We start from the raw sequence: 12,144 nt of genomic DNA on the forward strand, positions 1-12,144 counted from the left end.
GTATCTGCTCGCCTCGTCGCTGCTCGGCGTGCTCGCGCAGCGGCTGGTGCGGCGCCTGTGTCCGGTCTGCCGCGAGGAGCGCACCGAGGAAGACGGCAGCAAGCGCTGGCATCCGGTCGGCTGCGACCGTTGTGGCCAGTCGGGTTACGCGGGACGCCGCGGCGTCTACGAGCTGTTGCTGATCGACGAAACGATCCGCTCGCTGATCCACCGCAACGCGGCCGATGCCGAAATTCTCGAAGCGGGCCGCGCCCAGGGCATGCGCACGCTGCGCGAGGATTCGGAGCGCTGGCTCGCGTCGGGACTGACGTCGCTCGAGGAAGTGATTCGCGTGACGGGCGGAGCATAAGCGCATGCGGCATTCCGTGGAGAATGACATGAGATTCTCTTTTTCTGATGCGCGCCGTGCGGCTTCTGCGTTGCCTGCGGGACGAAGCTCCCGCCGGAAAGTGCAGCTACGGCAGCGCGGCGCCGCCATCATCAGCGCGTTGCTGGTGGTGACGCTATCGGCAATTCTCGTCTCCAGCATTTTGTGGCGCCAGCAGGTGCAGATCCGCCGCATCGAGAATCAGCGGCTGCTGTCGCAGGCGCAATGGGTCGCGCGCGGCGCGCTGGACTGGACCCGGCTGATCCTGCGTTCCGAAGGCGATACGTCGGCGGGCATCACCTATCTGGGTGGCGTGTGGGGCGAGCCGATCGCGAAAACGCGGCTGTCTGATTTTCTCGGCCAGACCGGCGAGGTGCGCGCTGAGCAAGGCGCGGCCACGTACCTGTCGGGCTCGATCGAGGACGCGCAGTCCAGATTCAATCTGCGCAATCTGGTCGCGAGTCCGGCGCCCGGCGTGACGCAAATCAGCGCCGAGCAGATGGCCGCGTATCAGCGCCTGCTGGTGTCGCTCGGCCTGAGCGGGCAGCTGGCCAAAGTGACCGCGCTGCACGTGCGCGCGGGGCTGTCACAATCGGCGACGCGCTTTCAGACCGGCACGTCCATCAGCAGCTCGCCGCAGGTCGGCGGCGGCGGGATGACGGGTGGCAACTTCACGAAGCAGCCCGGCATCGAGGACGGCGAGGACAACGTGGCGGTCGCGCCGCTCTTGATGACGGGCGTCGATTCGCTGCTCGACATTCCGGGCTACACACCGGAGATCGTCGCAAAGCTGCGGCCGTTCGTCACCGTGCTGCCGACCGTCACTGCGGTCAACATGAACACCGCGTCGGCCGAAGTGATCGCGGCGGTGGTGCCGGGCATGACCGTGTCGCAGGGGCAGGCGTTGGTCGCGCGGCGCCAGACCGTGTTTTTCCGCAACGCCGGCGACGTGCAGCTCGCGCTGACCGCCGCCGGCGTGCAATCGGCGTCGATCGATCCGAATCAGTTCGACGTCAATTCGAGCTACTTTTTAGTCCACGGCAGTGTGCAGCACGAGCGCGCCGAAGTGGATCGCACGACGCTCGTCTATCGCGATCCGCTGACTCACACTACGCGTATCGTGCGGGTACAAGACCAACTATGAATAACGCAATCCACAGAGAGAGAGAGTGGCCTTTGAGCACGCTGATCGTCCTATTGCCGCTGCGTGATCCGGCGGTGCCCTCGCAGGAGTGGCAACTGCCCGAGCTACCGTTCGTGCTGCTCGATAAGGCCGGGCGCACGCAGCGCGCCGGCCGCTCGGCGCTCGCGCTGCTGCCGCGCGCGAACACGACGGTGCTGACCCGGTGGTCGTCCGCAAACTGACCTCAATGAAGGTCGGACGCCACCAAAGTCAACGACTCTACAACTAACCTTGGCAAATCTGCCACGTTTGGGCTGAAAATTGTCATCACCGTCGAGCGCAATCGGCACGGCGGGAGAATCAGGTCGCGAACGGCCGGCGAACGACGCTTGGTTCGACGCAAGAATTGAACAGAATCAACTCGAACGCCGCCCCACCATCAGCATTGCCGCTGTGCCCCCGATCGCCCGTCCGCTGGGGTCCAGACGCGCGCGCAACCCGGACGCATAGGTGTGTGCGAAGAGAATCGTGAAGCCCAGCAACGCTCCCGACGCGGAATAGACCGAGAAGTCCACCGTATCCGTGATGTCAATTTCGAATACCGCCAGCAATAGAGGCATGACGGATATGACGGTGGTCGCGCTAACCTTCCATTCGAGCAGCGCCGCGATCGGCGACGGAAACAGCGTGACGATACCGTACAGCACCAGAACACACGTCCAGCTTTGGCCGTGACGGAGGCCGCGCGCCACACAGATACGCTGATAGAAGCTGAAGGTATCTCCCTTTGTCATGGCCTCACCGCGATCGCTGCCCGGACGCGAAAAGAAAGGTATTGCGCCACCAGCGTCCCGACCCAGAGGCAATGCGATCAGGACCAGCATGTCCGCATAGTGCGCCATCATCAAACTCAGCCATGCCGCGCACGCTCTCGATCCCGGGGTATCCGTCCTTTTCGGGTGGCGTCAAACTCGCCTCATAGCGCTTTGTCACCTTGGCGCCGTGACCTGTCTTTGATTTCAGTTTGAATGACGGTTGGAAGAAGTTGATATACAGCCGCGACACTTGATAAAGTGAGGCAAGTGTTTTCTGTGGCTTCGAGACCTTGTAGCCTGCCGTCCCCCACCAGATGACGTACAGACGGCGCCATTCTTTTGCGCGACCCGCGCCTGATCGTTTTTCTTGCAGGCACGCCAACGCACCATCTCGATACCCGTTGCCTTGAAATCAAAGACGGCCGGGTTCATGAACGCGCAATCGTTATCGCAGTCCAGACCAAGGCCATCCAGATCGCGCGAGCGTCAGCGGGATCGTAATGGGATGGTCCTCGCCACCTGACAGTGGGTTACGCTGTATCGGCTCGTTCAACCGGAGGCAATGCCATGCAAGACGTAACAGTCATTGGAATCGATCTCGGCAAACGTTCGTTTCACCTACACTGCCAGGACAAGTCTGGTAAGGCTGTGTTCCGCAAGAAGGTATCGCGACAGCAGCTGATCGAATTTCTAAGTAACTTTCACGCTTGCACGGTAGTTATGGAAGCCTGCGCCGGCGCCCACTTCATGGCACGCAAACTTGCAACCTTCGGGCACCAGATCAAGCTCATCTCACCGCAGTTCGTTCGCCCATTCGTAAAATCAAACAAGAACGATTTTGTTGACGCCGAGGCAATCTGCGAAACTGCCTCACGGCCGGCCATGCGATTTGTCACTCCGAGGACGGAATCGCAGCAAACGCTGTCCGCACTACACCGGGTACGGGATTCACTGATTCGCGATCGCGTATGCACAACGAACCAGTTACATGCCTTCCTGCTTGAGTTCGGCATCAGCCTGCCGATTGGCAACGCGGTCGTCAGGCGACTCCCGGCCCTGCTCGCTGAACACTCATTGCCACCGCGTCTGGTTACCATTCTCGAACGCTTACATACCCACTACAAGTATCTTGCGCAACAGATCGCGGAGCTCGACAGGGAAATTGCACAGCAACTCGCCGACGACGACCTCGGCCGGCGTCTGTTGACGATCCCTGGGGTCGGCCCGATCACCGCTAGCGTCCTTACAGCAGAGATGGGCGATGGCAAACAATACGCCCGCAGCCGTGATTTCGCGGCCTCGATAGGTCTGGTTCCGCGTCAATACAGTACAGGAGGCCGAGCGAACCTTCTGGGCATCAGTAAAAGAGGCGACAAGAATCTCCGCCGGCTGCTGGTTCAATGCGCGAGAGTGTTCATGCAGAGAATTGACAAGAATTCAGGCCCATTGGTCACGTGGACGCGGCAAATGCTCGCGCGACGACACTCCAATGTTGTGGCCTGCGCATTGGCCAACAAATTCGCGCGAATCGCATGGGCGATCGCAGCGCGCAAGACGAGTTTTAACGCTGGGGCTGCAGCCATGCCCGCATAGCGAGTTTCACACAGCACCAAACAAGTTACCCAACTGGTTTTGCGACCGCTGACACCTGATGACGTGAACGGCACAGTGGCCCGACGAGGAACCCGAAACAAGAATGGGCTCATATGAAGCCGCCATCGTTCTGAGGTTCGTCGGGCGCGACTCTCATCGTGGCGCGGGGAGTGATCCCCTTCAAGACGCCGAATAGATTCACGCAAGCCAACCACAAAATCGGAATCAGCGTTGCAAAAACGGGGAGGACCATAGATTCTTGTTGCCGATATCGCATGGCTGGACGAGCTTCGCCGGCATTCGCTTGACCTGATCTCCCATTTCAATCAATCAGCCCTAAAGGAAGATCATTGAGATCCTCACACGCAAACCGGAGGGGAACCAAACGAACTATACGACGGTCGGGTGGCGCCGCGGAAACGCTTCCGACTTGTCGCCGTTTGATCCGCTCGTCAGCAACGGCAGCACACAACGTCGTCAAATCTCGCGAGCTAACCCGAACCCCTGCTGATCAAACAACCGACGGTAAGTACTATCATCGAGCTGAACGAGCCGGTCGTGGCTTCCTTCCTCGACTAGGCGGCCGTGATCAAACACCAGCAGCCGGTCGAGCGCACGAACCGTGGACAGGCGGTGTGCAGCCACGAGTGTCGTACGCCCAACCATCAACCGCTCCATCGCCTGCTGAATCAGCACTTCACTTTCGCCGTCAAGGTTCGAGGTCGCTTCATCGAGAATAATGATTGGCGCGTCTGCCAAGAAAGCACGAGCGATAGCCACTCGCTGACGTTCACCGCCCGAAAGCTTCACCCCGCGATCGCCCACCAGCGTGGCATATCCGTTCGGTAACGCGGCAATGAACTCGTGCGCGTTCGCTAGCGCGGAAGCTTGCTCGATCTCGGCCTGCGTCGCGTCCGGCTTACCATATGCGATGTTCTCCGCGAGCGAACGGTGAAACAACAACGGCTCTTGTTGCACGATAGCGATCTGCCGTCGCAGCGAAGTCTGCTCAACTTGGGAAATGTCTTGCCCGTCAATCCTTATGCGACCATCGCTGAGATCGTAGAGCCGCTGGATTAGTTTTATGAACGTAGTCTTTCCTGCCCCTGAACGGCCCACCAGCCCAACGCGCTCACCGGGCGCAATGGTTACTGAGAAATCCTTGTACAAAGGCTCCCGGACTTTGTCGTATTGGAAAGTCACCCGGTCGAAGCAAATCTCCCCTCGTCGAATCTCGATAGGACGCGCACCTGGCCGGTCCTCGATGCCAGATCTCTCTCGCTCAAGCAGAACTAGTTGCTGCATTTCATTCACAGAGCGTTGCAGGTTGCGTACGTGCATCCCAACTTCGCGTAGATAGCCTTGCAAGACATAGAACATTGTTAGCGCAAACGCGATGTCACCGACGCTTGCTTCATCGCGCACGCGGAACCATAGTGCGGTACTGAGCATCGCGGTTTGCATCAGCACGAGCATGCCGCTCTGGACTCCACCATTGGTCGTGCTGCGCGCCCACATGCGAGCCGCATGCTTACGCCACTTGCTGACTATGCGGGCAAACCTAGCTTCTTCCCGGCTCTCGGCGCCAAACGCTTTCACGAGCGAGTTACAGGCTATCGCGTCGGCAAGCCTACCTCCCATGCGGGTGTCCCACAGATTGCTGATGTGCGCGGCGGGCGCTACATAGCCGAGCGATAGCGACACTGCGACCGTAATGTACAGCAGCGAGCCTGCGCCAACCAAGACACCCATCAGCGGCCAGCGGACACCAAGCAGTATCGTCGCGCCACCCAGCATCAGCAGCGAAGGCAGCAACGCGAGAAGCAGCGTGTCGTTCATCAGTTCTAGTGCCCACATACCGCGCGTGATCCTATGTACTGTCGAACCGGCGAAACTATTCGCATGCCAATCGGTGGAGAGACGTTGCACTCGGCAAAATGCGTTCGACGCGACATCGCTTATCATGTTCAACGTCAGCACCATGATGGTGTGAAGCGTGAAATGTCTCGCCAAGGTCGTGCCAACTCCCAATGCAATCAGCAAACCAAAAGTACTTGCTGCATGGTGCCACGCAGCGGACTTCAAACCCATATCACCGCCACCAGCTGTCAGCGCATCCACCAGTCGCCCAGAAAAGAATGGCGTCACCACCTCGGCAAGGGTGGCCAGTAATGCGAGCGTCGCGATCGCGGAAATTCTCACAGGCTGTTTGCGCCAGTATCGTACAGTAAAGACTAGTACGCACTTAAACGCCCGCATGTCAAACCAAGGTTTCCTTTTCGCCATCATTTATATACCGACGTATCTCACTTCGTGGAATGAAAGAATTAAGCTTCATCAATCATAGGTCGTATTGAAACCAAACATTTGGCTCGACATAAACGATGCAATTTTGCTCCATTGAAACGAGCACCGGCACCAATGCCCCATCGACCTCAGCACTTCCCGAATGTTCGAATATTTGCCCTGTCCATTGTGACCATTCCGAAATCGTTCCAACGATGGTCATGGAATAAGGGGCAATTTTCATGAGCCTTCCTCCAGCACCGAGGTGGGTTCGCAACCAAGAATCCATCGGCAAACCGTCGGGGCGTTGTAGTCGCGTATACTCGAGCATCGGCATCCCGGGCACATGGTGTTTCTGGCTTGGCCGAACGGGGACCGAAAGTTTTGAGAATCCCGCCATTTTGGCACATTGCTTCAACGCATTCAGCAGTGCCAGCGCATTACCGAAACCTCTCGCCTTTGGCAGTAGGGTAATTTCGAGTGCGCTTATCGTCGTTGGTTCACGGCCTAGCAGACTGTCTTCGTGAGCCCAGCGGATAACCTCATCCCAACCGCCGTCCGGCAATTCCACGCGGCCCTCGACGTTTGAGGCAAATGGAGCGCCGAAAGCGCGCCCAACGACCTCCTCGCCGACAAGCCCGGCATACGCGAAGCCTAGGTATCTTGACAAGACTCCCGCGCCAAAATAGAGCTTTGCGGTTCGATCATGGCGCATAAAGTCCGGCCACATGCTATCTAACTCGCTCGAAAAAACAAGAGGAATAAGTTCCGGCCTCTCTCGCAAAGAAAATATTTTCAAATTCATCTCCGAACTCCGACGGGAATCATTAAATTGCATCGCTCATATTCTTTCTTACAGCCCCCCGAATGGATAGGATCATCAATGATCTTGAGAACGTTAGGCACTTTCTGCCGTGCTTTGTATCCTGACGGGACAAAAGAACACAGGCCATAGCCAACCGATATATCGGATGAAGATTGATACTTCGCCACTGCGTATCTGACGTTGATGAACAAAGACACGCCGCGTCGCTGCAATGAATTGCGCGAGATGTTCAATGCACTGCGCTGGATCGTGCGCGCGGCTATGCCGTGGCGTTTGTTGCCCAATGACTTTCCGCCGTGCGGCAGTAATGTCGATATGGCGGTCGATATCTTCGAGCGGTTGCTTGCCGCGCATGTGATGCCGGCCAACGAACAGGAGCATGCTCTGGTCGGAGAATTGGCGCGCCAGATTCAGCACGCCAAAGGCCAGACGGTCAAGGTAGCGTTCGCCGATCAGGGATATACCTGCGAAGAGCCCGCACAGGCCGCACTCGACGAAGAGATCGAGCTTCAGATAATCAAGCGGATTGAGGCGAAAAATGGCTTCGTGCCGTTGCCGCGCCGCTGGGCGGTCGATCGCGGCTTCGGCTGGCTCAACCGCTTCGACCGACTGGCAGGAGACCAAGGGCAATTCCCCGAGATCATGGCCGGCCTTTCTGTCGTACCCCCGTGTTTATGCCTATACACTTTGTATTCCTTAACAAAATTGCCTTCTAACACCACAAGCGCGTCCCTGTTGAGCACAAGCTCAATCCAAGTTCCCTGTTGATATATGCAATGCACGCGCGGCGTGAGATAGTGGAGAACTGTGGCTCGACAACCGGTCATGTTGGATCAAATTCCCTCATTGATGAAAGACGCGTCCACAGGCCTCATTCTCTGACCGGGAATGGATATCCACGCCGTACTATTGAGTTGCGCTCGCCGCGGGTCGACCCGCTTCACGTCACCGCTAGCACTGCAAAGTGATCGTTTCTATTTGCTCGTGATGGCAGTGCCATTTTCTCGTTGCAGGTTGGCTGACAGCCTTGAATCGGAGTCATTGTGCCACTGGTTCGAGTTTGAAAATCATTACCATATTCGAGCAACGCCAAAGCAAATCTCGCGCTCTCTCGACTATTGCGATCGCCGCCCGCCAGTAGGCCCGGCGCTCGACCAAGATTGCTTTAAGTCAGGATACAAGCACCCTGTTCTTAGCGAGAAGAGATACCTTTTCCAACACAGAAATGGCACGTTCTACTAGATATTCAGCGCTGTTATGTTTCTCGCAAACGGCCTCCACAATTAAGCGCGCGCTAAGACTCATCCGCAGCGCAGAAACAGGAACCCCATCGATCTCGCCACATAAAACGGGTTGGCCCAATTCGCAACGCGCGGACAATATTTTTCGTCTTACTCCGCGCGCATTCCCACCAAGGTCTGCTTTCATTCGATTGAAGATTTTGGTGGTCTCCTCCGCGCGCAGCGGCCTTCTTCGGTTATTAAACTCGAACAAGATGAAAGGAAAAATCGTTGGTATCTGATCCCACGTCGACTGATTTTCCGTTGGACTGCGCTGCAAGGCGGGTTGTTCCAGGAGACTAAGCTGTTGCGAGTTACTCATCCATGACGTAATAGCGTTATAGAAGTTCTCCACGACCTTTCTGACACCTGCCGCGGGGATGCTGTGAAAATCCCGCAGTTCAGTGAGGGCAGCCTCCCACCGCAAAAGCAATCCAAAGTTGCTTGCATTGTGAAGCGACATGATGCCATTCCAATGTGGCGGCCACTCTGCGCGCGCGCTATTGACGCGAAGTGCCGGATCGACCGGCCGCTTCATCAATCTGCATGCTGCGTCTGCCGGAACCAGCAACATTGCGGAAAATGGAGGGCCGCTAAAAAACTTTGATCCAGTAATGATGACAATACTATCCGCACGGAGGTAACTAACTAACGTGCTCGATGCCAGCCTGAATTGAGAGGCATCGATGACAGTCTCGATGATGTTTGGCCAGCGCCGCTTGAGTTCGAGGACACGATCCGGACTGGGGCCCAACACGCCGGTCTTGGAGACGTCGGTTAATACGATCAAAATGCGCTCATACTGCTTTACAGCACTCAATACCGTTGCTTCAAGCTCGTCATCAACCTCAGCAATGGATCGGAGACTGCCGTCCTCTGAGCGAATTGCTATCGACTCGACGTGATTGACATCGCCGAAATCTCCCACATTCTCATCGTTCATCGCGGGGGGGTAGCGATGATATAAGGCGCCCGCCAAAGCACGCGCGACACCGCTCCCCGTCTCTTCCGGTTGAACCATGATCGCCAACGTTGTGCGAGAGCTGGTCCCGGCCACCAGTCTTGCGACAAGCATGTGAGCATCTGTGCCGGAAGCGGATACAATAGCCTCCAAGCCAGATAGTTCTCCTAAGCCACACAGGTCGATAAATTCACTACGCAGCCTCGACATCTCCTCCAAATAAACATCCGCCGGATTTCTCTCCCGTAAGCTACTCAAGAGATGGGAGCGTAGTTGTTGCGCAGCAGAGTGGCCAGATAGGGAGATAGTAGATGCCGTGGCGGAGCCAAATGCTAACAGTCCTGTATCTGGTATCGGTCGCCCCCCATATTTGTTGATCATTGCGGCGGTGTCGAGTTCGATCCGCGGGTCCCCTCCTTGCGTTAGGGCTTCGAAAGTCGACGGGAGGTAACTGTCGAGATTGTGCGAGCGCGTTGTCATAGCGTCAGGGCCCTATTGTTCGCGGGTGTGGTGTGCTGCTTAAGCATAAGGAAAGCGCGCGTGCAAGAATCCGACGGTTTTCCGGCACGGCCATCATTGTCACGTGATCGCCGGGAATCGGTATGGCGTGAATGGCCTCGGGATTTAGAACTCGGTCCCAGCCATGCATGGGTGCAATCTTCTTAGCCTCCGTTGCATCCGGAGTGCACCCAGCCCGGAAATTCTCGGGAAGCTCAGATGCATAGAACTGGTGAATTTCGACTTGCAGGGATGGAACCTGATAGTTCAGTAACGCGTGCTGAAAATGGATATACGTTTCGACGGTTTCGTAGAAATCCGCTTCTACAACTATCGCCCCAATTTCCTGTGCCTTTTGGAGTAGTTGCGGAACAGAACTGTTCCTAGCGCAGCGCTGTAGCAGTTCGAATCGTTCATCGTCCAAAGACTCCAGAGGTTCAAATACCATTTCGAGTATTATTTCGGCATCAGATTTTTTCGGAGAATTTGCTGGCAGCGGGGCATCGATAAGACCCAGAAAAGAAACCGTTTCATCGAAGCGCAGCAACTGCTGAGTAATCGCGTAAGCGAGGATCGCACCGGACGAATATCCGGCAATCCGGTAGGGAGCTCGTGGCTGAATCTTCTTCATCGTCAACAGTGTATGTGTTGCGATCTCCTCAAGAGTCAGTGAACGATCTTTGAAGGAGGGCCATGGTAGAGCGTAGATGGGACTATCCACTTCCATTTCTTTTGCTAAAGTGGAGACATACGAAAAATCTCCATAGCCTGTCGGAACAAAGAAAACGGGAGGCTGAGTTCCCGCCAAACGGACCGGCAACACTCCAGACACATGAGGATCCATGTCCATCTCGACCCTGGAGGCAAGATCCTTCAGGACGGGGGCTTCGAATAGATCGATAGCGCTTAATTTCATTCCCCCATCCAGTGCTCGGCTGAGCAGCCGCACGGCCAGCAGCGAATGACCGCCCAGCTCGAAGAAGTGGTCATGCCGGCCGACCCGCTCCAGACCCAGCAGCTCCGCCCACAGCTGCGCCAGCACCGTCTCGAGCTCCCCGCGCGGCGCCTCGTAGCCCCGCCGCGCATACGCATCGTCAGCCGGCGCGGGCAGTGCCTTGCGGTCGAGCTTGCCGTTCACCGTCAGCGGCAGCGCCGCCAGCGGCACGAACGCCGCCGGCACCATGTAGTCCGGCAGCTGCCCCACCAGATGCGCGCGCAGCGTCGCCGCAAGCTGCGCTTCCTGCGCCTCCTCTGCGGCCACCACATAGGCCACCAGCTGCGGCTCGCCGGCCCGCCCCTCGCGCGCCACCACCACCGCCTCGCGTACCCATCCATGTGCGCACAGGTGCGCGGCCACCTCGCCCGGCTCGATGCGAAAGCCCCGGACCTTGACCTGCTCGTCGGTGCGCCCCAGAAACTCCAGATTGCCATCCGGCAGGTACCGCGCCAGGTCCCCCGTGCGATACAGCCGATCGCCCTCCACAAAGGGACTGGCGATGAACCGCTCGGCTGTCAGCTCGGGGCGGTTCAGATAGCCGCGCGCGACCCCCGCCCCGCCAATGTAAAGCTCGCCCACCACCCCGAACGGCACCGGCTCGCCATGACCGTCCAGCACGTACACCCGCGTGTTCGCAATCGGACGGCCGATCGGTACACCTTGATGTGGCACGCCGAATGGCGTGTCAATAGGAAAAAAGGATGACCAGATGGTTGTTTCGGTTGGCCCGTAGAAATTCTTTACAGAGTTCACCGCTTCATTTAGGCGAAGTGACAGAGTTGCAGGTAACGCTTCTCCCCCACATACCGCATTCAGCGCTGGTGTTCCTTGCCAGCCTCCATTTAAGAGCAGGCGCCACATTGCCGGAGTCGCCTGCATGAAAGAAATGTTGTGATGTGCTATGTAATGGCGTAAGGCCCTGGCGTCGATTGCATCCTTACGGCTTGCAAGGGCGACTGCGGCCCCAGTGCTCAAAGGCAGGAACAGTTCGAGCCCCGCAATATCGAACGAGATGGTGGTCAAAGCCAAAAAAGTATCGCGGTCAGAAATTGAAGATATCTCTGAAAACGCAGATAGAAAGTTCACCACCCCCCGGTGCTCGACCATCACGCCCTTGGGCGTGCCGGTGGAGCCCGACGTGTAGATCACATAGGCCAGATGGTGCGGACCCAGGCCCAGCGCGCGCGCATCCGGATCCGATGACGGCTGCCCGGCCCACGCCGGCGACTGCGCCTCCAGCTCCACCAGCCCCACCCCAGCGAGCGCCTCCCCGCCCAGCGCCGCACGCCCCGCCGCATCGGCCAGCACCAGCCGCGGCGCCGCCTCCCCCAGAATCTGCCGCAGCCGCGCGCCCGGATACGCCGCATCCAGCGGCACATATGCGCCCCCCGCCTTCAG

8 protein-coding genes and 3 pseudogenes are annotated in these 12,144 nt (G+C 57.8%); 5 read left to right on the top strand and 6 right to left on the bottom strand.

Annotated features, from left to right (window positions below; translation table 11 throughout):
* The 3 genes and pseudogenes from AB3X89_RS37615 to AB3X89_RS37625 form a co-directional block, all read left to right on the top strand.
* A pseudogene (locus AB3X89_RS37615) lies at nucleotides 1-349 on the top strand (type II secretion system protein GspE); the annotation flags it as partial.
* A gap of 28 nt (nucleotides 350-377) precedes the next feature.
* Nucleotides 378-1,511 (top strand): type II secretion system minor pseudopilin GspK, encoded by a 1,134-nt coding sequence (gene gspK / locus AB3X89_RS37620; protein WP_368587730.1) that lies wholly within the window; start codon nucleotides 378-380, stop codon nucleotides 1,509-1,511.
* A gap of 32 nt (nucleotides 1,512-1,543) precedes the next feature.
* A pseudogene (locus tag AB3X89_RS37625) lies at nucleotides 1,544-1,708 on the top strand (type II secretion system protein GspL); the annotation flags it as partial.
* Nucleotides 1,709-1,906: 198 nt separating this feature from the next.
* On the opposite strand, the gene AB3X89_RS37630 reads toward AB3X89_RS37625, so the two are convergent.
* Together AB3X89_RS37630 and AB3X89_RS37635 are read right to left on the bottom strand one after the other, a co-directional pair.
* Nucleotides 1,907-2,284 (bottom strand): hypothetical protein, encoded by a 378-nt coding sequence (locus tag AB3X89_RS37630; RefSeq protein WP_368587731.1) that lies wholly within the window; start codon nucleotides 2,282-2,284, stop codon nucleotides 1,907-1,909.
* 4 nt (nucleotides 2,285-2,288) lie between these two features.
* Nucleotides 2,289-2,687, bottom strand: a complete 399-nt coding sequence (locus tag AB3X89_RS37635) for a hypothetical protein (RefSeq protein WP_368587732.1) — start codon at nucleotides 2,685-2,687, stop codon at nucleotides 2,289-2,291.
* A gap of 185 nt (nucleotides 2,688-2,872) precedes the next feature.
* Between AB3X89_RS37635 and AB3X89_RS37640 the strand changes: the two genes are divergently transcribed.
* Nucleotides 2,873-3,898: an IS110 family transposase gene (locus tag AB3X89_RS37640; protein WP_368587733.1), complete on the top strand. Its 1,026-nt coding sequence runs from the start codon at nucleotides 2,873-2,875 to the stop codon at nucleotides 3,896-3,898.
* Between the two features lie 477 nt (nucleotides 3,899-4,375).
* Here AB3X89_RS37640 and AB3X89_RS37645 read toward each other — a convergent pair whose 3' ends face one another.
* Both AB3X89_RS37645 and AB3X89_RS37650 read right to left on the bottom strand, forming a co-directional pair.
* Nucleotides 4,376-6,184, bottom strand: coding sequence for an ABC transporter ATP-binding protein (locus AB3X89_RS37645; RefSeq protein WP_368587737.1), 1,809 nt, complete (start codon nucleotides 6,182-6,184; stop codon nucleotides 4,376-4,378).
* Nucleotides 6,185-6,239: 55 nt separating this feature from the next.
* Nucleotides 6,240-6,989, bottom strand: coding sequence for a Long-chain-fatty-acid--CoA ligase (locus AB3X89_RS37650; RefSeq protein ID WP_368587734.1), 750 nt, complete (start codon nucleotides 6,987-6,989; stop codon nucleotides 6,240-6,242).
* A gap of 159 nt (nucleotides 6,990-7,148) precedes the next feature.
* On the opposite strand from AB3X89_RS37650, the pseudogene AB3X89_RS37655 reads away from it, so the two are divergent.
* Nucleotides 7,149-7,778: pseudogene (locus AB3X89_RS37655) on the top strand (transposase).
* 402 nt (nucleotides 7,779-8,180) lie between these two features.
* Here AB3X89_RS37655 and AB3X89_RS37660 read toward each other — a convergent pair.
* Together AB3X89_RS37660 and AB3X89_RS37665 are read right to left on the bottom strand one after the other, a co-directional pair.
* Nucleotides 8,181-9,632 carry a hypothetical protein gene (locus tag AB3X89_RS37660; protein WP_368587735.1) on the bottom strand — a complete coding sequence of 484 codons (1,452 nt, stop codon included), beginning with the start codon at nucleotides 9,630-9,632 and terminating at the stop codon, nucleotides 8,181-8,183.
* Nucleotides 9,633-9,735: 103 nt separating this feature from the next.
* A partial coding sequence (locus tag AB3X89_RS37665) for an amino acid adenylation domain-containing protein (protein ID WP_368587736.1) occupies nucleotides 9,736-12,144 on the bottom strand: 2,409 nt, incomplete at its 5' end.

The sequence above is a fragment of the Paraburkholderia sp. BR14320 genome (assembly GCF_040948665.1).
Taxonomy (GTDB): Bacteria; Pseudomonadota; Gammaproteobacteria; order Burkholderiales; family Burkholderiaceae; genus Paraburkholderia; species Paraburkholderia youngii.

Coding starts and splice junctions, on each gene's coding strand:
- gspK (WP_368587730.1), top strand. CDS start 378: ATGAGATTCTCTTTTTCTGATGCGCGCCGTGCGGCTTCTGCGTTGCCT.
- AB3X89_RS37630 (WP_368587731.1), bottom strand. CDS start 2,284: ATGACAAAGGGAGATACCTTCAGCTTCTATCAGCGTATCTGTGTGGCG.
- AB3X89_RS37640 (WP_368587733.1), top strand. CDS start 2,873: ATGCAAGACGTAACAGTCATTGGAATCGATCTCGGCAAACGTTCGTTT.
- AB3X89_RS37645 (WP_368587737.1), bottom strand. CDS start 6,184: ATGGCGAAAAGGAAACCTTGGTTTGACATGCGGGCGTTTAAGTGCGTA.
- AB3X89_RS37650 (WP_368587734.1), bottom strand. CDS start 6,989: ATGAATTTGAAAATATTTTCTTTGCGAGAGAGGCCGGAACTTATTCCT.
- AB3X89_RS37660 (WP_368587735.1), bottom strand. CDS start 9,632: ATGATCAACAAATATGGGGGGCGACCGATACCAGATACAGGACTGTTA.